Consider the following 21,470-nt stretch of genomic DNA (forward strand, 5'->3'; position numbering starts at 1 on the left):
TGCAGCCTGGAGTATCCCCGTTACCGACCGGTAACGCCGCGCTTACCCCCGCCGATGTGCCCACTCGCGCATACGCTGAAACAGAACATACAGCGAAGGAATAAACAGGATGCCAACCATCGTCGCCACCAGCATTCCGCTGAACACCGTGGTGCCGATGATCCGCCGGCTCTGCGCCCCGGCGCCGGTAGCGAGCATCATCGGCATGATGCCGATAATAAACGACACCGCGGTCATCATCACCGCGCGGAAGCGGCGGGTGGCGCCCTCGCGCGCGGCGTCGACTATCGACAATCCCTCTTCGCGCCGGCTGCGGGCAAACTCAACGATCAGAATCGCATTCTTCGCCGCCAGGGCGATCAGCAGCACCAGTCCTATCTGGACATACACATCGTTGGCATAGCCCGCCGTCCACAGCCAGAGCAGCGCTCCGCCGATGGCGAACAGCACCGAAAGCATGACGCTCGCCGGCAGCGTCCAGCTCTCATACTGCGCCACCAGGAACAGCCACGCCATCGCCACCGCCGCCAGCACGATCCACACCGCCTGATTGCCGGTCTGCTGCTCCTGCCAGGAGATGCCGCTCCAGGCGTAGTCATACCCCGGCGGCAGATGGGCCTGCAGAATCTGCTCCATAGCCGCCATCGCCGTACGGCTGCTGACCCCCTCGGCCGCTGAACCGCTCACCGACACGGACGGGAACTGGTTGTACTGCTGAATAAACGGCGCCCCCACCGTCGGCGTAATGGTGACCAGATTGCTCAGCCGCACCCGCTCGCCGTCGCGGCTGCGGACGTACAGCTCGCTAATCTGCTCAGCCCGCTCGCGCCACTGCATCTCATTTTGCATCACCACATGATAGACACGGTTGTTAAGGCTGAAATCACCGGCGCGCGTGCCGCCGAACGCCGTCTGCAGGCTGCTGAAGATCTGCGCCACCGGCACATCCAGCAGCGCCGCCCGATCGCGGTCGACCGTCAGGGTCAGCTGCGGCACGTTGCTGCTCCAGGTGGTAAACACCCGGCTCAGCTGCGGATGCTGGTTCGCCAGTTGAAGGATCTCCCGCGTCACCTGCTCCAGCTCCGCCGACGACTGACCGGCCTGCGCCAGGATGCGCAGGTCAAATCCCGAGGCATTGCCCAGGCCCGGCAGGGTCGGCGGCGCGAAGGTCATGATCGTCGCCTCCGGCAGCGACAGCAGCTGGCGCTGGATATCCGCCATCACCGTATCCAGCGGCGGCCGCTGATGCCAGTCCTTGAGCATCACTGAGATAAACCCGCCGTTAGCGGCGCTGGTGCCGTTGAGAATGTTAAAGCCGGACACCTGAATCACATCCTCCACCGCCGGATTAGCCGTCAGCAGCTTGCGCGCCTGGGCCATCACCGCTTCGGTGCGCTCCAGCGACGCCGCTTCCGGCAGCTGCACGCTGGCAAACAGGTAGCCCTGATCCTCCTGCGGCAGGAAGCCTTTCGGCATTGAGCTAAAGCTGAACGCCACCAGCGCGCCCGCCGCGACCGTCGCCGCCAGCGCCAGCCAGGGGCGGCGGTTCATCCAGCCAACCAGCCGGCCATAGCCGTCGCGGGTGCCGTCGAGGAGACGGTTAAACGCCCGCCACACCGCCGCCGGCCGGGCGGGACGCGGGCGCAGCAGTAGCGCGCAGAGGGCCGGGGTCAGGGTTAACGCCACCAGGCTCGACAGGGCCACCGCGGTGGAGAGCGTCACGGCAAACTGCCGGTACAGCTCGCCGACGATCCCCGGGAGCAGCGCCACCGGCACAAACACCGCCAGCAGCACCAGGGTCGTAGCGATCACCGGCCCGGCGATCTGCCGCAGCGCCTGGGCGGTGGCCTGCAGGCGATCCAGCCCTTCCGCCATTTTGGTTTCCACATTCTCCACCACCACAATGGCGTCATCCACCACCATCGTCAGGGCGAGAATGATCGCGAACAGGCTGAGGGTGTTGGCGCTGTAGCCCAGCAGATAGAGCACCGCAAAGGTGCCGATCAGTGACACCGGGATCGCCAGCACTACGATCAGCGTCGCCCGCCAGCTCTGCAGGAACAGCGACACCACCACGACCACCGCCAGCAGGGTCAGCGCCAGCGAGACGCCGATCTCTTTGATCGTCGCCGCCACAAAGCGGGTGGTATCGAACTTCACCTCCCAGGTGAGATCCGCCGGAAAGCGGGTATGCAGGCGGTTAAGCTCAGCGCGCACCGCGCTGGCGACCTGCAGGGCATTGGCGGTGGGCGTCGGGTAGATCCCCAGATAGGCCGACGCTTTACCGTTCAGCTGCGCGCCGGAGCTGTAGCTGCGGGCGCCCAGCTCGATGGTCGCCACGTCGGTGAGGCGCACCAGCTGTCCCTGCGCGCCGCGACGGAGGATAATCTCGCCAAAGCTGGCCGCCTCGTTCAGACGCCCCAGCCCGTTGATGGTCAGCGTCTGCTGCTGGCCGTTGAATACCGGCGGGGTGCCCACCTGCCCCGCCGCGCCCTGCACATTCTGCTCGCGCAGCGCCTGGGCAACGTCATCCGTGGTGATGTTGAGGGCGTTCATGCGGTCCGGACGCAGCCAGATGCGCATACTGTAATCCCGGGCGCCAAACATCTGCACCTCACCGACGCCGGGCAGGCGCGCCAGCGCCTCGCGCACCTGGGTGCTGGCGTAGTTACTGACAAACAGCGGCGACAGCGTGCCCAGCGGCGAATAAAGGCTTACCCCCATCAGCAGGTTGCTGGCGCGCTTGCGTACCTGGACCCCATTCTGCTGCACCTCCGCCGGGAGCTGCGCCAGCGCCTGCGACACCCGGTTTTGCACGTCGATCGCCGCCAGGTCGGCATCGGTGCCCGCCGCGAAGGTGATACTCAGGCGGTACGTTCCCTCATCCGAGCTGGTGGACTCCATATACAGCATATGATCGACGCCGTTGAGCTGGGTCTCCAGCGGGGCGGCGATAGCCTCCGCCACGTCTGACGCGCTGGCGCCTGGCCAGCTGGCGGTAACGTTCACCACCGGAGGCGTGATCGCCGGGTACTGCTCCACCGGGATCAGCTTCAGCGACACCGCGCCGACAAAGGTCAGCAGCAGCGCGATCACCATGGCAAATCGCGGACGACGGATAAAAAAGGTCAGCATCCCTTCTCCTTACTTAGTTCAGCACCTGTACCGCGGCGCCTTCGCGTAAACGCTGCGCGCCGTCGGTGATCACCTGCTCGCCCGCCTGCAGCCCTTTCTCAACCGCAAACTGCTGCCCCTGCTGCCCGGCGAGGGTCAGACGACGCTGCCCGGCGGTATGGTCCGGCTTCAGCACCCAGCTGAAAAAGCCCTGCGGATCCTGCTGCACGGCGGCGGCCGGGATCATCACCCGTGACTGCAGCTCCTGCGGACGGAACAGGATTGTTACGCTGCCGCCCGGCAGCAGACGGTGCTGCGGATTGGCGAACTCCGCCCGCACCGCCACGCTGCCGGTGCGGGCGTCAATCCGGTTATCGATGGAGGTCAACACCCCATCGCGCCGTTTGCCATCCACGTCAATCTGCGCCAGCCACGCCTGCTTCAGAGCGTGGATGTCGGCATGCTGGCCGGTTTTGCTGAAAAACGCGGCTTCGTCGAGGGCGAACGAGACCCGCACCGGATCCAGCTGCACAATGTCCACCAGCACTCCGCTGGATGGGTTAATCAGCGTCCCGACGTGAAAGGCGCTGTGGCCCACCCGTCCGGTCACCGGCGCCGCAATCCGGGTATAACTGAGCACAATCTGCTGGGCCTCGACGCGGGCTTTCGCCTGCTGCACGGCGGCGGCGGCGACGTCGCGCTGCATCCGGGCTGTGTCGACGTCGTTGCGGCTGATGGAGTGGTTGTTGATGAGTCGCTCGTAGCGAGTGAGCAGCTGTTGCGACTGGCGTAATGAGGCCTCTGCGCTTTTCAGCTCGGCCTGCGCCAGGGCCAGCGCCGCGCGGGGCTGTGCGTCGTCGAGGGTAAACAGCAGGTCGCCCTCGGTCACATACTGCCCGTCCTGGAAGTGGCGCTGAACAATCACCCCTTCGGTGCGCGCGCGAATGTCGACGGCGCGGATTGCCTCGACCCGTCCGGGGATGGCGCGTTCTTCAGCATGAGGAGCCAGTTCGGCCGTGGCGACGCGGACCGGCACCGCCGGCGCGGCGGTGGCCGTCAGGGCGCTGCTGGCCAGGGCGCTAGCCAGCAGCGCAAAGCGGAAGGTTTTAATCATAGGGGATCCTTGCGACAGTAACGCGCGCCTGCGGCGAGGCGCGCGAGATCGATCAGGCCGTTTTGCGGAACCGGCGCGTCAGACGCTTCTCGATTTCCACCACCAGGAACATGGCGATGCCGATGACCAGGGTGACAAACCAGTAGCGCAGCGGCAGCGCTTCCGTGCCAAACATGTTCTGCATCAGCGGGACATAGATAATCACCAGCTGCATCAGCAGCAGGACACCGGTCACCAGCCAGATGCCTTTGTTACGCAGCAGGCCCATGCTCAGGGAGAAGCTGTCGCTGCTGCGGCAGTTGATCATGTAGACCCACTGCGCCGTCACCAGCATCTGCAGCAGCACGGTGCGGATAAACTCCGGACTGTGACCGCGCGGTGCCAGCCAGGCCTCAAGGATAAAGGCGGCAATAGCAATCATAGACCCGACAAAAGCCACCCGCCACACGGCGAAACCATCCATCACGTGCTGGCCGGTTTTACGCGGCGGGCGGTTCATCACGTTGCGCTCCGCGGCCTCAAAGGCCAGGCCGAAGGAGAGCGTCGCCGACGTCGCCATGTTCATCCACAGGATCAGCACCGGGGTCAGCGGAATCATGTTCCCCGCCAGCAGGGCGATGATGATCAGCAGCCCCTGCGCCAGGTTGGTCGGCATGATGAAGAGGATGGTCTTCTTCAGGTTGTCATAGACCCGGCGCCCCTCTTTTACCGAGCTGGCGATGGTGGCGAAGTTATCATCGGTCAACACCATGTCAGCCGCCTCTTTGGTGACTTCGGTACCTTTGATACCCATCGCGATACCCACGTCGGCCTGGCGCAGCGCCGGCGCGTCGTTGACGCCGTCGCCGGTCATGCCGACCACTTCGCCGTTATCCTGCAGGGCTTTCACCAGGCGCAGCTTATGCTCCGGACTGGTGCGGGCAAAGATGTCGTACTCCACCGCCGCCTTCGCCAGCGCCGCATCGTCCATGTGCTCCAGCTGGTAGCCGGTCATGGCCTGGCTGCTGTTGGTGATCCCCAGCATCTGGCCGATGCTCATCGCCGTCTGCGGGTGGTCGCCGGTGATCATCTTCACGCGGATGCCGGCGGTCTGGCAGGCGTGGATAGCGTCAATGGCTTCCGGACGCGGCGGATCCATCATCCCGGCTATGCCGAGGAAAATCAGTCCCTCCTGCAGATCCTCATGGTTCAACGTGGTGGCATCAAGGCTGGCCGGCTTACAGGCCGCCGCCACCATGCGCAGTCCCTGACGGGCGAAGCGCGCCATCTCCTCTTCCCAGTACTGCGCCTCGAACGGCACCGCGCCCTGGCGGCTCATCTGCTCACGGCACATGCCGAAGATGACGTCCGGCGCACCGGTGATTAACACCCGGGCATCGCCATCGATGTGCTGCAGTGTGGACATATATTTGTACTGCGAGTCAAAGGGGATCTTGGCCACCAGACGGGCCTCCACCGCCGGGAGCTGCGCTTTCGCCGCCAGCACCTTCAGCGCCCCTTCGGTTGGCCCGCCGGTGATCCCCCACAGGCCGCGCTCATCCTGGATAAGCTGGCTGTCGTTGCACAGGTCGATGGTGCGCAGCCAGGTCTCCAGCACGGTACCCGGCTGAACCTGCACGGGCTCATCGCTCCCCTCAAGGAAGATCCGCCCCTGCGGCTCATAGCTGTCGCCTTCCACCCGGTAGCAGCAGTCGGCGGTGATGATCGCCTTGACGGTCATTTCGTTCATTGTCAGGGTGCCGGTTTTATCCGAGCAAACCACGGTCATGGCGCCGAGGGTTTCCACGGTCGGCAGCTTACGAATAATCGCCCGCTTGCGCGCCATCGTCTGCACGCCGAGCGACAGAATAATTGAAATGATCGCCGGCAGCCCCTCCGGTACCGCGGCCACCGCCAGGCTAATCAGCGACAGCAGCAGCTCGCCCATCGGGATATCCCGCAGCGCGAGGCTGAAGATAAACAGCGCCACCATCATGGCGAGGATAATGACGAAAATCGCTTTGCCGAGCTTATCCATTTGCACCAGCAGCGGGGTGCGGTGCTTCTCAATGCCCGCCATCATCTGGTTAATGTGGCCGAGTTCGGTCTGCGCGCCGGTGGCGGTCACCACGCCGACGCCGCCGCCGGCGCTGACGGTGGTCCCGGAGAAGACCATGTTCACCCGGTCGCCCAACGGCAGGTCGCCTTCCAGCGCGTCGGTGATTTTATCCACCACCGTCGACTCGCCGGTGAGGATCGCCTCTTCCACCCGCAGGTTGTGCGTTTCAATCAGCCGCATGTCCGCCGGCACGCGGTCGCCGGCGCGCAGGATAACGATATCTCCCGGAACCAGGTCGCGCGTCGGGATAGTCTCATGTTTGCCGTTACGCTGGACGCGGGCATCGCTGGAGAGCATGTTGCGGATCCCCTGCAGGGACTTTTCGGCGTTGCTCTCCTGGATATGGCCGATCAGGGCGTTAATCACCGTCACGCCGAGGATCACCAGGGTATCGACCCAGTGCCCCATGATGGCGGTCAGCGCCGCGGCGGCCAGCAGCACGTAAATCAGTACGTCGTTAAAGTGGGCAAGAAAGCGCAGCCAGGCCGGTTTCCCTTTCTTTTCCGGCAGCGCGTTCGGCCCACAGCTATTCAGGCGCTCGGCGGCGTCTGCGGAACTTAACCCAGCGGCCTGGCTTTTGGTCTGCGCCAGCACTGCGTCAACGGTCTGCTGCCAGACCTGCCGTGGCGCGGTGTCGCCCGAGGGCGTCGTAAACTTTGGGTTATTCATCTTGGTCAAATTACATTTTCCTTATAAATTCCGTGAGTCGGAAAGCCTGAAATCATTCCTGGCCAATGCAGTAAAAGGTGGCGAAAAAGCCGATAAAAATGTGAACCAATACAAGCCTAAATTTTTCGCAAAATAAAAAATATGTGGTAAGTTAATTCCACGAGACAACTATTACAGAATATTAATAAACCAAAACTAAACGAGGTTAAATATGTTTGGAATCTACCGCGGACGCCGTCTGGCGCTGTACATCTTGCTGGCCATCATCGCTGCCACGCTGGTGGGATATAGCACTTATAGTTTTGTAAAAGCGCTGGCATAATAATGACAGTAATTTACAGGAGACTGATTTTAATTTAATTACAAATTATTTCAGATTAATTAACATGGGAATAAAAGGCAGGCCATAATATTAAACAGAAGCGCATTAAGGCGAGTAAAATACAAAGCATATTGCGTTAGGGATTATTTTGCCGGACAATATGTTTTTTAACTGATGATTAACATGACATGAAACATCCGCTGGAAACGCTCCTCTCCGCCGCCGGGATCCTGCTCCTGGCTCTGCTCTCCTGTCTGCTGTTGCCCGCGCCGTCGCTGGGCCTGACGCTGGCGCAAAAGCTGGTTGAGACATTCCATATGATGGATCTCAACCAGCTTTATACGGTGTTGTTTTGTTTGTGGTTCTTAGCACTGGGCGCCATTGAGTATCTGGTGCTGCGCTGGGTGTGGCGTCGCTGGTTTTCGCTCGAACGCTAAACCAGGAAGGGCGCGCCTCAGTGGGCGCGACTGTGGTTCTCTTTACGGTAGGCGCCCGGCGGCAGATTGAAGGTCCGGGTGAAGACGCGGGTAAAGGTCTGTTGCGAATCGAAGCCATACTTCAGGCAGATATCGTAGACCCGCTGATCGGTGTCACGCAGATCGCGGGCGGCCAGCAGCAGCTTCCTTTCGCGAATATAGCGCCCCAGGCTCTCCCCTTTATACTGTAAAAACAGCCGTTGCAGATGCCATTTCGAATACCCGGCATGGCGAGCGATATCATCAATACGCAGCGGTTGATGCAGGTTGTCATCAATCCACTCGACGATAGTATCAATCACCTGAGCGGAAATCGTCATATGCTCTCTCCTCTGATACTGCACTGGCGCTTAGCGCCACCAGGCGTTAAATGATTGCGTCTTATCGGCGACCCACACCGGCTCGCCCTGCACAGGCGTCAGCAGACGCCAGGCCCTTCCTTCGCTGGCAGCCGCCAGCCGTTGATACGGTTCATCCCAGCTGTGTTTCGCCAAAACGAATCGTCCTGCATGCCCAGGCAGCACCGCGCGAGCGCGCAGGTCGTCGGCGGCCTGAGCTGTTTCATCCGGCATCATGTGAATATATTTCCAGTCCTGGTCATACTGCCCGTTCTCCATGATCGCCAGATCGACCGGACCAAATTCATCGCCTATCGCTTTAAAGTGCGGCCCATAGCCGCTGTCGCCGCTGTAATAAATCTTTTGCTGCGGGGTAACGAACAGAAAACTGGCCCACAGCGTCTGGTTGCGCTTCAGCCCACGGCCGGAAAAGTGCCGCGCCGGCAGGACGTGGACGGTGAGCTCGTCGTTAACCGGAATCGCCTGCTGCCAGTCCGCTTCGGTAATCAGCGCCCCGTCCATCCCCCAGTAACGCAGGTGCGAGCCAACCCCCAGCGGCGTAATGACCCGCTTAATTTTCGGCAGCAGAGCGCGGATGGTGGCGTAATCCAGATGGTCGTAATGATCGTGGGAGATGATCAGCAGATCGATCTCCGGCATCCCTTCCGCCCGCCACGGATAGTCGCCGGGGAAAGCTTTATTAATAAAGGAGAACGGCGCCGCGTAATCGCTGAACACCGGGTCGATCAGGATGCGTTTTCCCGCCAGCTGCAGATACCAGGAGGAGTGGCCGAGCCAGACCATCACGTCCTGCCCGAGGGGCAGCGTCGCCAGATCGGTCTTCACCAGCGGCAGCGGCTGCGCGGGACGGGCGTTTTCCCGTTTAGTCATCAGGAAATCCCACCATGCCGCCAGCATATTTTTTTGCCCGGTGAACCCCGGCGTGGGCAGCTGGTTATGGAACTGGCCATCCCGGTAGTGGGGGGACGCTTCCACCTGGCTAAGCTGTGCCCCCTGCGGCGCCTTACCAAAACCGGCATTGAGGACAAACGGCAATGTCGTTGCTGCTGCGAGTAACATGATGGCGACCACGCTGAAAGTGACACGGTTCATATCCTGACCAGACAAAAGCCCCCATCCCGGAGGCTTTATGATATAACTTGATTATGAGTGAGTACGCACTCATTATTAGGAATGTGATGAAAGTCGTCAAGACGATTTTCAATTTTTGCGTTCCGCCGTTGCAGCAACCAGGTCAGACGTGCAAAGATCGGCGGTTTGTTTAAACCTGCATGAGGAAAAAAGTAGTGGCTCGTCCAAAGAGTGAAGATAAAAAGCAAGCGTTACTGGAAGCTGCCACCGCGGCTTTCGCCCAGTCCGGCATCGCCGCCTCGACGTCGGCCATCGCCCGCAGCGCCGGTGTGGCCGAGGGGACGCTGTTTCGCTATTTCGCTACCAAGGATGAGTTGCTCAACGAACTGTACCTCGCCATTAAGCTGCGCCTGGTGCGCACCATGATCGCCGGGCTGGATCCGGACGAGAAGCGCCCGAAAGAGAACGCGCGCAATATCTGGAACAGCTATATCGACTGGGGCGTGCGCAACCCGATGGAGCACAAGGCGATCCGCCGAATGGCGCTCAGCGAGCGCATCACTGACGAAACCCGCCGCCAGGTGAAAGAGAGCTTTCCGGAGCTCAACGAAATGTGCCAGCTGTCGGTGAAAGAGATATTCCTCAGCGAGGCGTATCGCGCCTTTGGCGACGCCCTGTTTTTGTCGCTGGCGGAAACCACCATCGAATTCGCCAGCCACGATCCGCAGCGCGCCCGGGAGATTATCGCCCTCGGTTTTGAAGCCATGTGGAACGCCCTGCATGAGGCGGACGCCTAATGACGCCGGAAACGCTGCATCCCTGCGCTCACCGTATCGCCCTGACCTACCCGTTTACCGAACATTGCTGGCCCTTTGGGCCGGAGTACGATGTGTTTAAGGTCGACGGCCGCATCTTTATGATCACCATGACCATTCGCGGGCGGGCGCTGGTCAACCTGAAGGCCGAGCCGCAGAAGTCGCTGCTCAATCAGGAAATTTATCGCAGTATCGAACCCGGCTACCATATGAACAAGAAACACTGGATCACGGTGGTGCCGGGCGACGACATCAGCGAGGATCTGCTGGCCGAGCTGATTGACGATTCGTGGCACCAGGTGGTGAACAAGCTGAGCAAAAAGGCGCAGCAGCGCCTGCGTCCGCGCTGATTTTCAGCCAAACGCGATAAGTGTTATCGCATTTTTCACCCTTATCATTTTGCGATCTTCGCTGTACTCTTCCTCTCCTGAACGCACCGGTAAGGTGCTGTAAACTGTGAGGAAGAGTTATGGATATCGTATCGGTCGCTTTGAAGCGCTATTCCACCAAGGCCTTTGACGCCACGAAAAAGCTGACTGCCGGGGAAGCGGAACAGCTGAAAACGCTGCTGCAGTACAGCCCGTCAAGCACCAACTCCCAGCCGTGGCACTTTATCGTTGCCAGCACCGATGAAGGCAAAGCCCGCGTGGCGAAAGCCGCCAGCGGTACCTACGTGTTCAACGAACGTAAAATTCTTGACGCCTCGCACGTGGTGGTGTTCTGCGCGAAAACCGCGATGGACGACGCCTGGCTGCAGCGCGTCGTGGATCAGGAAGAGGTCGATGGCCGTTTCGCCACTCCTGACGCAAAAGCCGCTAACCACAAGGGTCGCACCTTCTTTGCCGATATGCACCGCAAAGAGCTGAAAGATGACGATCAGTGGATGGCGAAGCAGGTGTATCTCAACGTCGGCAATTTCCTGCTGGGCGTAGCGGCGATGGGCCTCGACGCCGTGCCGATCGAAGGGGTTGATTTTGCGATCCTCGATGAGGAGTTTGACCTGAAAGCCAAGGGCTACACCAGCCTGGTGGTGGTCCCGGTTGGCCACCATAGCGTGGAAGATTTCAACGCTACCCTGCCGAAGTCGCGTCTGCCGCAGTCGACGACCATTACCGAGATTTAATTCCCTTCTGCCGGGAACGCCCGGGCCATGGCGCAGCAGCGTCTCGCCCGGGACTTTCTTCCCCCACTCTTTCCCCTCTTTTTCTGCCGTTTGTGCCAGGTTTCTGGCGCTAATGAGCCCGCTTGTGCCAGGAATAACGCCTTTAGTGTGAACCAGCTGGTTTAATTAATTGATAAATAATATTTTTTATTTCTGGCACGCCCTTTGCTCTTAACAGATACCGCTATCTGGATGAAGGAGAAACCGGGTGAAACATATCTATGTGGCCAGCCACGGCCATTTTGCTCGCGGACTGGTGAACAGTTTGTCGCTGCTGATTGGCGATGAACACGGCGTTATCCCGGTCTGCGCCTATGACGAAGATATCGTGACCACCGAACAGCTGGAGCAAACCCTGGAGCATCTCATCGTCCAGGCGAATGGTGATGAAGTGGTGATCTTCACCGACCTGCTTGGCGGCAGTATTAACAATAGCGCCGTGAGCGTCTTGATGCGACATCGCAACGTTTTCGTGGTCGCCGGCATCAATCTGACTCTGCTGCTGGAGTTTCTGCTGTGCGAAGAAGCCACTACCGAGGCCGCGATTATCTACGCCACCAGCGCGGCGCGTGAATCCATTGTTTTCATCAATCCTCTAATAACACAACCATCCTCTGACCCACAGGGAGAATCTCATGATTAAACTCGTGCGCATTGATTATCGGCTGCTGCACGGCCAGGTGGTTTTTGCCTGGACCCGAGCGCTGGATATCGACCATATCATCGTCGCCAACGCCAAAGCCGCGGCGGATGCCTTCATTACGATGTCGCTTAACCTGGCAAAGCCAGCGGGCGTCACGCTGGACATCGCCACCGTTGAACAGGCGGCGGAAAAGCTTAACAGCGGCAAGTTGGATCATAAAAAAGTCATGGTGGTCCTTGGCAATACTGCGGAAACCCTCGCGCTAGTGGAAAAAATCCCGGAAATTAGCGCAATTAATTACGGTGGTCTGCCACAGAAGGAAGGGGCAAGACAATTCGGCAAGGCCATCTATCTGACCGACGAGGAAATCGCCCATAGCAGAGCGCTAAAAGAAAAAGGCATTCGGCTGGAGATGCGTCAGGTACCCGCCCACTCGGCTGAACTCCTTAACGACCAACTTTAACTTCGGAGGTCACTATGTTGCTCACCGCAACGTTACTCGGCCTGATCGCCGCCCTGGGAATACTTGATGGCCGCCTGCTTGGGGTATCAATGATCGATCGACCGCTGGTGATGTGCGCCCTCACCGGTCTGGTCTGCGGTAATTTGCATGAGGGGATTCTGATTGGCGCTACGCTGGAGCTTATTTTCCTCGGCAACGTCGCCATCGGCGCCGCGCACCCGCCAGATATCGTGACCGGCTCCGTATTGGCCACCGCGTTTTCGATCATGTCCGGCCGCGGTCCGGAGGCTGCGCTCACCATCGCCATCCCTGTCTCAATGCTGGCGCAGACGCTGGGCATCCTGGTGCGCGTGGTGAACGCCCGCTTTGGTCATCTGGCGGATCGCTATGCGGCACAGGGTAATACACGAATGGTCGGCCTGATGCACCTCGCCGGTCCGACGCTACTCTATTTTTTAAACGGATTTCTACCGGTTTTTTTTGCCATTCTGCTTGGTTCTTCGGCGGTAAGCTGGTTCCTGGAGGCCATTCCACCGGTGATAACCAACGGATTGATCGTCGCCAGTAAGATCCTGCCAGCGCTCGGCTTCGCCCTGCTGATCAGCATGATGCTCAGCAGCAAACTGATGCCGTACCTCGGTCTGGGATTTCTGATAGCGGCATATACCAAACTGGATATCATCGCCATTGCGCTGTTCGCTGTGGTGTTGGCATTTATCATCAGCCAGTTCCTTAATCTTAAGCAGCAGGAGAGCTAATCATGAGCGAAATGACGCAAACTGTGACTGGCGCTACCCAGCCGCAAAGCGATGACGCAAGCCGCATCACCGCCCGCGATTTACGCAGCGTGTTCTGGCGCTCCTTTACGCTACAGGGCTCGTGGAACTTCGAGCGCCAGCAGCATATGGGCTACGCCTTCGCCATGTCGCCAGCCCTGAAGCGTATCTATCAGGACCCAACGGAGCTGGGGCGCGCCCTGCAGCGTCATCTGGTGCTGTTTAACACCACGCCCCATCTCTCGACCTTTATCTTCGGCCTGTCGATTGCCATGGAAGAAGAGAACCAGCGTAACCCCGAATTTAATGAGGAGTCGATAAACGCGATTAAAACCAGCCTGATGGGACCGCTGGCGGGCATCGGCGACTCCATTTTCTGGGGATCATTAAAGGTTATCGCCGCCGGGATGGGTATCTATTTCGCCCAGCAGGGCAGCCTGCTGGGACCGATACTGGCGCTGTTAGTTTATAACCTGCCGCATCTTTTGTGCCGCTGGTATGGCCTGAAGCTCGGCTACCGGGCGGGTACGACCTGGCTGATGAGAATTTACCAAAGCGGCCTTATGGACCGGGTGACCTATATCGCATCAATTGTTGGCCTCATGGTCGTCGGCGCGATGACCGCCAGCATGATAGATATCACCACCCCGCTCAGCTTTACCGCCGGGCAGACCACCATGAAGGCGCAGGAGTTTATTGACAAAATTCTTCCTTCGCTGCTGCCGCTGCTTTTCACCCTCGGGATGTACAAGTTGATCCGTAAGGGAGTCAATATTAACTGGATCCTGCTAGGAACCGTCGCGTTTGGCATGGCGGCCAGCGCGCTAGGCCTGCTTTAAGAAGAGGAATATCCCCATGCACGTAGAAGACTATATGAATGAAACACCCGCCTGTCTGCTCGCTATGCTGACGCAGACGCGGGAAGATCTCTGGCAGGCGGCGAAAGCGCTAACGGAGCGCGGCATCACGCGTATTATCCTGACCGGCTCCGGTACCTCTTATCACGGCGCGCTGACCGCCCGCTCGTTTATGCAGCAGTGGTGCGGGCTACCCGTTGATGTCTACTGGCCTTTTCTGCTGGATGATTCGGCGCTGACCCTCAGCGACAAAGCGCTGGTCATCGGCATTTCTCAGGGAGGCGGCAGCCTCTCTACCCTCGCCGCAATGGAACGCGCCCGGGCAGCCGGGCATCTCACCGCTTCCATGGCCGGGGAAGCGCCAGCCGTTATCGACCGGGCGGCAGATTTGGTCTTAACAGTACCCTGTGGAGAAGAGCGGGCTGGCGCTAAAACCAAAGGGTATCACTGCACCATACTTAATCTGATGCTGCTGGCGCTTGCTGTCGCCAGTCGCCAGCGGCGCCTGAGCGATGAGGAGCGCAAAGCGCTACTCATCCGCATGGATACCACGTTTAATCATTTGCCGACGCTCATTGAGGCCTCGCAGGCGTGGGTTCTCAATCATGCCCGACCGCTTATCGACAGCGCGGACATTCGCCTGACCGGTCCGGCAAGGCTGTTTGGCACCGTTCAGGAAGGTGCGCTAAAGATGCTTGAAACGCTACGCTGTCCGGTTGCCGGTTATGAATTTGAGGAGTTCATCCACGGGATCTATAACGCCTTCGACGAGCGCTCTACCCTGATCATGCTCGATCCGTTTCCCGATGAGCGTCAGGATCGCCTGGCGGAAATACTTGGCGGCTGGACTCAGCATATTTATCGCATTGGTCCACAAGTCGAAAATAACGGCAAAAATATGCCCTTCGCATTTATTAACGATCCCGACTTTGCGGTCTTTGAATATATCATTCCGTTACAAATGGTTTGTGCCCGACTGCCACCAGTGAAGGGCATCGATCCCGCGATACCGAAGGATCCGCAGTTCCACCAGAAAATGAAAAGTAAACAACCCAATTAATTGACGCATAGTAAAAGTTATCCGCTATTCAGCGGAGGACCCGTTACATCTCAAGGAGACCAATATGTCTATAGCTCATAAAAACGCACATACTATTATTCGCGATATTTTATCTAAGCAGCACATTGAGCGCGTATGGTTTGTTGGCTGCGGTGGTTCATTAACCGGTTTCTGGCCGGGGAAATATTTTCTCGATTGTGAAGCTAAAAAGCTGGCCGTCGGCTATGTTACCAGTAATGAATTTGTCCACGCGACGCCGAACGCGTTAGGTAAAAACAGCGTAGTGATCCTCGCCTCGCAGCAGGGCAACACCGCTGAAACGGTGGAAGCCGCCCGCATCGCGCGTCAGAAAGGCGCCGCCACTATTGGACTGGTATATACCCCCGGCACGCCGCTGTGCGAACACAGCGATTACACTATTGAATACTGCTGGGCGCGCTATCCCGAAACCGTCGATCCGACGCAGCAAAAAGCGGCATACAGCCTGTGGCTGGCGCTGGAAGTGCTTGCGCAAACTGAGGGATACGCCCATTACGATGAGATGGTCAGCGCCTTTGCCAGTTTTGAATCCGTGGTACGCGGCGCTCAGCAGCAGGTTCAGGCGGATGCGCGCCATTTTGCCGAAGCCTGGAAGAGCGAAAAGGTCATCTACATGATGGGCAGCGGCCCCTCATTCGGCGCCGCGCATCAGGAGTCCATCTGTATTCTGCTGGAGATGCAGTGGATTAACTCCGCGAGCATCCATAGCGGCGAGTATTTCCACGGTCCCTTTGAGATTACCGAAGCGGGAACGCCGTTTATTTTATTAAAAAGCAGCGGCCGCACACGCCCGCTGGATGACCGCGCGATCCGCTTTATCGAACGTTACCAGGGAAAACTGCAGATTATTGACGTGGAAAAGGTGGGAATCGACACACTGCACGCCAGCGTGCGCGAATATTTCTGCGGCCTGCTGCACAACTGCGTGCTGGATGTTTACAACCTGGCGCTGGCCACCGCCCGCAACCACCCGCTGACCACCCGCCGCTATATGTGGAAAGTCGAATATTGATTCGCTAACCGCCTGCCAGCCCCGGCGTAATTCTCCGGGGCTGCGTTGAGAATTACCAGCTAAAATCTTCAATACGCAATTCAAAAATATCGTGAATATAGCCAATTTCCGCTACCGGTAGCGCCACGTTATAGAGTATTTTCAGACGCTGAAACGAGTGATTCACCATGGCAATAAATTCGCCATGCTGGCGGGTAAATTGCTCAATATCTTTATAATGGCTAATTTCATTACGCATTACCAGACGCTCAATCATACAGCTGAGATGCACATATAAACTGATAATTAAGTTATTATTAAAATGAAAACCAAGCGTATTTTGCCACTCAGCGATAATGGTTTCGATATGGCCCATGGTTTTTCCGGCATTCAGTATCGTCAGAGAGTTGACAACGTTATGCAGCGAAAACTCACGAACCATATTTTTATTAATCAGCGCAATTTGCTTTTCATTAAGATAGCCACTTAAGAGCTGACTCAGATGTCGATGCCCCTGCTCGCCAAGTAGTTCCTCAATGCCAACCCAGGGCACTCCGGCCAGCTGCGGGTCGTGGGTACCCACGACCGCAATAACTTCATACTGGTGGAGCAACGATACCGCCGTACGACTGTTTTTTAAGCGCGTATACTCGCAGGCGATGATGTTAATATCAAAATCGTTGAGCAGGCTCTTCTCCATCAGATTTTTAAATTTAAATGCGGTACCGATACCTGTAATACAGGTCACCAGCAGCGCACGCTCTTTTTTTTCTGCGGGCCAGAACACATCCCAACGCGACTGATTAAGCGGCACGATCTCTTCGGCGATTTGTTCGATGTTTTTTCCCAGCGCGATCTCGCTGGCAACGTTCAGCGCCATGCGGGTCGTGACGTTATCCACCACCACCAGCGGGCCGTGAATCACCGACAAAAGCGCATCGGCAATCTCCTTGGTGTAGCCCATATCAATAAGCACCATCACACCCGCACGCGTGTCCGTATGCTGGAGATAATCAACCACGGCGCGACTGACATCGTTAAACGCCACCTCCATCGGCATATCCATGGCCTGGTAGATCTTCTCGCCAATCAGGCGGTTGGCAACGCCGGCAATGCTGCTGGCGGTCGAATAACCGTGGGCGATTATCAGCGCTTTCACTTTTCCGCCGCTGGTCGCATCAATCGCATTGCTGACGATAGCGGCAACCGCCAGGCGGTCAAGCGTATCGATGAGCAGATCGTATTTATTATTGACGACATCCAGTAGTTTCTCCGCGATACGCTGCGCCAGCCCCGCCGAGGAGTCCAGCCAGCGCTGCATCACCAGACGCACGGGCTCAGCAACGCTACGCGGCGCCAGAGGGAGGCTGGTGAGGTAGCGGCCGGTAAGATAAGCGAATTCGACATTTAGCTGAAGGTCATAATTGACAGCGATTGCTTTGCCCACATCTTCAATAAAGCGCAGCCGTTTGTCCTGCAGAGAGACCGTACTCTCCTGATTCATCAGCGCATCAAGATAGAGCGTCACGTTCTGATAAATAAGCTTTTCAAAGGTCCGCACGCTAATATTATCCTGAGCCAACTCCTCGCACAGGCTACAAATATTTTCCGTTAGCCGTTGGTATTCATGGTGACGACCAGAAAAAAGAGGCTGCGCGTCGCCATCGCGGTAAATCATAACCCGCTCGCTATTTTGCTGAAGGGAAAAAGGCGCATCCGCCAGTAATCGGTCGGGCAGCAAACCCGCTTTTATGTGTAAAAGACCGCTATCACGTTCGCCAAATGTCCAGGCGCTGGCGCAAATATTGCGAATCAAATTTTCCAGCCCACCGACATTTCCTTCAAGCGTTTCACGCATGAGCTGGCTGACGATTTCGCCATCCAGCGCCAGATCGTGGTTCAAACGCTGGGCTTCACGGCGGAAAAAGTGGTGGATAAACGCCAGCCGCTCGAATTGGCCGCGTTCAGCGATCGGCAGAATTTTTACAATTACCGGAATACGGCGAATAAAGGTCGCCAGGAAGTGTTTTTCCAAATCCTCGGTTGAAGCAAAAATTAGCCGCACCGTGGCGCTGCGCTCATCGGTGCTCTCCCCCAGCCGGCGCCAGCTACCGTTATCCATAAAATGAAACAGCTTTTCCTGACCTTCGGGCGGCAGCCGATGAACCTCATCGATAAACAACACCCCACCGTTGCTGGTCTCGATAAGACCAGGAACGGCTTTATCGGCGCCGGTAAAGGCCCCCTTCGCATGACCAAATAACTTCGAGGTCAGTAGTTCTGGATTATTCGCGTACTCGGCGCAGTTAAATACGGTAAAAGGCGCATCGGCAGGTAAAATGCCTTCATCTATTGCGTAGTGCCAGAGCTGGCGAGCTAGAAAGCTTTTCCCAGTGCCAGTAGGGCCCCGCAGCAGCAGCGGCAGACCTGCGCCAGGGTAGCTGATGGCAGCCTTGCACTGGCGCAATGCTTCCTGCAGGCTGCCCTGCGCGCCAATCAGCTGCGCCAGACTATCCTGACGCTCCGCGCACAGCACCTGAATGGAAGCGTATTCGCCGTGCCGAACCGCCAGGCGGTGATGATCGCGCAGAACGGTAACGGGTAAAAACAGCACCGGGCGACCATTCACTTTGACCACCCGCTGCTCGCGATGGAGATTATTCAGATGATGGCTGATGATGCTGCGTTTTTGCTTCAAGCTATCGGCAATGGCCATAGCGTTAAACTCGCCCAGCGCTTCCGCCGTCAGCGCTCGCCCGGCGATCCGTTGTTCTAGCTGGCGAAAAATCGACTCCTTGTTCATCTCGCTCCCCTGTCAAAAGCGTAAAATTCGCTTATACGACAATTCGCGCAGGACGTCGCTGCCGTCAGCCACACTTCTTTAAAAGCGCTTAATTTTTCATGGCTTAACGTTCCCCGCGTGCCAGATGCGCTCGGCATAGCGGCCAATCACCGCCAGCGAGACGGCAAGGATCAGGAAAAACAGCACTTTGTGCATCCCGTTCCAGAAAAACTCAAAGAAGCGGGTATAGAGATTGATCGCCAGGAAGGTTAACCCAAAGCCGCGCAGCATTGCGTCATCGGTTTTCAGGCTGATAAAAATGCAGACGCCGGCCGCCGCGGCAAACAGCAGCCCCCACGGCAGGAGTCGCGCCTGGCTTACGTTGTACCAGCTGTCAGCGTCGTAATTGCCGAAAATCGACAGGATCCACAGCGCAATAAACAGGTACGTGAGGCCCATCGCCTTGCTGACGGTAAACAGCTGACGCTGGCGAAGCAAGGACTGCGCGCCGTAGCAGAGCGCCAGCAGCGCGCCGCCGAACAGGACGAAGCGAATCGGGTAGTTCATGCCCAGCCAGTAGGCGCCCCACCCCGAGACATAGCCGGTTTCTGCGCCAAACCAGTTGCCCAGCGCCAGCAGAAAAAAAAGCCACACCAGCCCGGAGCGGGCTACATAGCCGATAGCGCCGTAAATCATGCATCCGGCCAGAAACAGCGGCGCGATATGGCCGCTGCCGTTATCCAGCCGTTCACCCAACTGCCATAGCGCCAACGCGGTAAAGACGACGCCCAGAAACAAAATCGCCTCGGTGCTGTAGTGCCACTGCGTCTCCCGCTGCTGGCGGCGAAAACCCCAGCCGTAGCAGGCGACTGCCAGCAGTGCAGGCAGCAGGATCCGCGTCAGCGCCGAGTGGCTGAACAGGCTCAGCAGCCACGCCACCAGTTCGCTGTCGGCAAACAGACTGCCCAGAGCAATCAGCACGCAGGCCAGCGCGGTCCAGAAGGCATAGCGGCTCAGGCGCCGCCAGTCGAAGGGGGAGACGCGCAGCGTGTGCGCCAGCCGCTGACTGTCCGCCGGGGTTAACTCCCCGCTGGCCTGCCAGGCATTCAGCGCGCGCTGAATAATGCGCTGCTCTTTTCGGGTTACGTTCATAGGCATTCCTTGAGACTGATGACAAACCTGTTTTCGCTAATATGCTCGCCTTTTTGCCGGGTGGCGGCGTACGCCTTACCCGGCCTACAAACCCAAATCACCGCGGGTCCTGGGGCTGCTGAAACTGCCGGTGCTGGCGGCCTCAACATCGCTGAGACGTTCCCGGCAGGCCGGGGCAGCCCGCATGGATGCGGGCTGAGGGCCGTGTTTTGCATGGACGCTGCCTCGGCCCGACCCGAAGCCTGCAGGGATAAGTCGAAGGCACCACGAAGTGGCGATGTTGCTGGCCGGAGCCCGGGGGTACAGGGGGCGGCGGCGACTGGCCGCCCCCTGTGCGCTCCCTGCGTCATGAGAGATATAACGCAGAAGACTAACCGGGAGCGCAATGTGCGCTGAAGTCGCAGATAACATAAAAGACTTCCCTGCAGTGCTTTCCCTCACCCTGCCCCTCTCCCGGAGGGAGAGGGAACCGTCCAGCAGCCCGGCCGGGCAATACCCGAAGATGGCACATTCTCAACCATCTGAGTCCTTGTCATGAATGTTGGTCCAGCCACGTCAGCGCCTGCTCGCCCGCCTCGTCCATCGGCAGGTAGACCAGCAGACGCGAACCATTGCGCGGCGCCGAATACCAGTACATCTGCTGCAGGCTGAATCGCCCGAGCTGCGGGTGGTTAAAATGTTTAATCTGGTTTTCCACGCCGCGCACCTCGTAGCGCTGATGCCACAGCGCTTCAAACTCCGACGAGGCGGCGAAAAAGCGCGCCAGTTTGTTTTCCCATGCCGGATCGCCACGGTGCTCGGCCATCGCGGCGCGGAAATAGGAGACAAAAGTCGGCAGCACATCGCGATTTTCAATCCGGCTGCGCCAGGTCTCATGGGTCAGATACAGATAAATGCAGTTGCGATCTTCTTCCGCAAGGGTGGCGAAATCGACACCCATCAGGCGGCAGAAGCTGTCGTTCCAGGCCACAATATCAAAGTTCGGTTTTTGAATGCTGGCCGGCTGCGGCATCAGGCTGTCCAGCATGCGGCGGGTGCCGGGGCTGATGCCTTCGCACGCCGTCACCTGGGTGGCTTCCGGCGGGGTCAGCCCGGCGAGCACGAACAGATGCCGGGTCTCCAGCGGACTGCACTGCAGGGCATTCGCCACCCCCACCAGCACTGCCTCCGACGGATTCACCTCCCGCCCCTGCTCCAGCCAGGTGTACCAGGTAACGCCGACGTCGGCGAGCATCGCTACCTCTTCCCGGCGCAGACCCGGCGTGCGTCGGCGGCCCACCCGGGGTAACCCCAGGCGCTGCGGATCGAGGCTTTCACGGCGGGCGCGCAGAAACGCCCCCAGCTGTTTGCGCCGATCGTCCGGCACGGCGAACGTCGACTCCCGTTGCGGCATCGTGGTCATCACCCCTCCAGCATGGTAGTTCCAGTACCAGTATAGACAGGAACTGGTACCCGTTTAATTTATCGGTAATGCTACGTCGGTCTGCTGAATGACGCAATGGAGATT

The 21,470-nt window shown here is 58.5% G+C and carries 18 protein-coding genes; 10 read left to right on the top strand and 8 right to left on the bottom strand.

Going from position 1 to position 21,470, the window contains the following annotated elements; genetic code table 11:
• Positions 1–42: 42 nt before the first annotated feature.
• Genes ABLV64_RS00090 through ABLV64_RS00100 form a run of 3 tightly spaced genes read right to left on the bottom strand, consistent with a single transcriptional unit; the run spans position 43 to position 7,004 of the window.
• On the bottom strand, positions 43–3,135 hold the full coding sequence (locus ABLV64_RS00090; protein WP_222689977.1) for an efflux RND transporter permease subunit: 3,093 nt from the start codon (positions 3,133–3,135) through the stop codon (positions 43–45).
• A 13-nt stretch (positions 3,136–3,148) separates the two neighbouring features.
• Positions 3,149–4,228 carry an efflux RND transporter periplasmic adaptor subunit gene (locus ABLV64_RS00095; RefSeq protein ID WP_004202498.1) on the bottom strand — a complete coding sequence of 360 codons (1,080 nt, stop codon included), beginning with the start codon at positions 4,226–4,228 and terminating at the stop codon, positions 3,149–3,151.
• Positions 4,229–4,280: 52 nt separating this feature from the next.
• Positions 4,281–7,004 carry a cation-transporting P-type ATPase gene (locus tag ABLV64_RS00100; RefSeq protein WP_017899015.1) on the bottom strand — a complete coding sequence of 908 codons (2,724 nt, stop codon included), beginning with the start codon at positions 7,002–7,004 and terminating at the stop codon, positions 4,281–4,283.
• A gap of 501 nt (positions 7,005–7,505) precedes the next feature.
• On the opposite strand from ABLV64_RS00100, the gene ABLV64_RS00105 reads away from it, so the two are divergent.
• Positions 7,506–7,754 carry a DUF1158 domain-containing protein gene (locus ABLV64_RS00105; protein WP_002893037.1) on the top strand — a complete coding sequence of 83 codons (249 nt, stop codon included), beginning with the start codon at positions 7,506–7,508 and terminating at the stop codon, positions 7,752–7,754.
• Positions 7,755–7,771: 17 nt separating this feature from the next.
• Here the strand turns inward: ABLV64_RS00105 and ABLV64_RS00110 are convergent, their stop codons facing one another.
• Positions 7,772–8,113, bottom strand: a complete 342-nt coding sequence (locus ABLV64_RS00110) for a RamA family antibiotic efflux transcriptional regulator (RefSeq protein WP_004202492.1) — start codon at positions 8,111–8,113, stop codon at positions 7,772–7,774.
• A gap of 30 nt (positions 8,114–8,143) precedes the next feature.
• The gene (locus ABLV64_RS00115; protein WP_025999133.1) at positions 8,144–9,259 is read right to left on the bottom strand and encodes an MBL fold metallo-hydrolase; all 1,116 of its coding nucleotides are present in this window, start codon (positions 9,257–9,259) and stop codon (positions 8,144–8,146) included.
• A gap of 179 nt (positions 9,260–9,438) precedes the next feature.
• Here ABLV64_RS00115 and ABLV64_RS00120 point away from each other — a divergent pair, with 179 nt between their 5' ends.
• From ABLV64_RS00120 to ABLV64_RS00160, 9 genes are all read left to right on the top strand, one after another.
• A complete protein-coding gene (locus ABLV64_RS00120; protein WP_017899014.1) occupies positions 9,439–10,020 on the top strand; it encodes a TetR/AcrR family transcriptional regulator in 582 nt (193 codons plus the stop codon).
• Positions 10,020–10,388, top strand: coding sequence for an MmcQ/YjbR family DNA-binding protein (locus tag ABLV64_RS00125; RefSeq protein ID WP_004202487.1), 369 nt, complete (start codon positions 10,020–10,022; stop codon positions 10,386–10,388). Before ABLV64_RS00120 ends, ABLV64_RS00125 begins: the two co-directional genes overlap by 1 nt.
• A 119-nt stretch (positions 10,389–10,507) precedes the next feature.
• Positions 10,508–11,161, top strand: a complete 654-nt coding sequence (gene nfsB / locus ABLV64_RS00130) for an oxygen-insensitive NAD(P)H nitroreductase (protein WP_131079893.1) — start codon at positions 10,508–10,510, stop codon at positions 11,159–11,161.
• 247 nt (positions 11,162–11,408) lie between these two features.
• On the top strand, positions 11,409–11,843 hold the full coding sequence (locus tag ABLV64_RS00135) for a PTS sugar transporter subunit IIA (protein ID WP_002893017.1): 435 nt from the start codon (positions 11,409–11,411) through the stop codon (positions 11,841–11,843).
• On the top strand, positions 11,836–12,306 hold the full coding sequence (locus tag ABLV64_RS00140) for a PTS sugar transporter subunit IIB (RefSeq protein WP_004202482.1): 471 nt from the start codon (positions 11,836–11,838) through the stop codon (positions 12,304–12,306). The genes ABLV64_RS00135 and ABLV64_RS00140 overlap by 8 nt, the downstream gene beginning before the upstream one ends.
• 14 nt (positions 12,307–12,320) lie before the next feature.
• A complete protein-coding gene (locus ABLV64_RS00145; protein WP_004183295.1) occupies positions 12,321–13,064 on the top strand; it encodes a PTS mannose/fructose/sorbose/N-acetylgalactosamine transporter subunit IIC in 744 nt (247 codons plus the stop codon).
• A gap of 2 nt (positions 13,065–13,066) precedes the next feature.
• The gene (locus ABLV64_RS00150) at positions 13,067–13,921 is read left to right on the top strand and encodes a PTS system mannose/fructose/sorbose family transporter subunit IID (protein ID WP_348843414.1); all 855 of its coding nucleotides are present in this window, start codon (positions 13,067–13,069) and stop codon (positions 13,919–13,921) included.
• 16 nt (positions 13,922–13,937) lie between these two features.
• Positions 13,938–14,999 (top strand): SIS domain-containing protein, encoded by a 1,062-nt coding sequence (locus ABLV64_RS00155; RefSeq protein WP_032455674.1) that lies wholly within the window; start codon positions 13,938–13,940, stop codon positions 14,997–14,999.
• A 64-nt stretch (positions 15,000–15,063) separates the two neighbouring features.
• Positions 15,064–16,050 carry an SIS domain-containing protein gene (locus ABLV64_RS00160; protein WP_004202478.1) on the top strand — a complete coding sequence of 329 codons (987 nt, stop codon included), beginning with the start codon at positions 15,064–15,066 and terminating at the stop codon, positions 16,048–16,050.
• A gap of 52 nt (positions 16,051–16,102) precedes the next feature.
• Here the strand turns inward: ABLV64_RS00160 and ABLV64_RS00165 are convergent, their stop codons facing one another.
• From ABLV64_RS00165 to ABLV64_RS00175, 3 genes are all read right to left on the bottom strand, one after another.
• Positions 16,103–18,832 (bottom strand): sigma-54-dependent transcriptional regulator, encoded by a 2,730-nt coding sequence (locus tag ABLV64_RS00165; protein ID WP_348843413.1) that lies wholly within the window; start codon positions 18,830–18,832, stop codon positions 16,103–16,105.
• Positions 18,833–18,928: 96 nt separating this feature from the next.
• Positions 18,929–19,963, bottom strand: coding sequence for a hypothetical protein (locus ABLV64_RS00170; protein WP_049004319.1), 1,035 nt, complete (start codon positions 19,961–19,963; stop codon positions 18,929–18,931).
• 532 nt (positions 19,964–20,495) lie between these two features.
• Positions 20,496–21,365, bottom strand: a complete 870-nt coding sequence (locus ABLV64_RS00175) for a helix-turn-helix transcriptional regulator (RefSeq protein WP_004202474.1) — start codon at positions 21,363–21,365, stop codon at positions 20,496–20,498.
• Positions 21,366–21,470: the final 105 nt, after the last annotated feature.

The sequence above is a fragment of the Klebsiella sp. JB_Kp031 genome, from assembly GCF_040064295.1.
GTDB lineage: Bacteria > Pseudomonadota > Gammaproteobacteria > Enterobacterales > Enterobacteriaceae > Klebsiella > Klebsiella quasipneumoniae.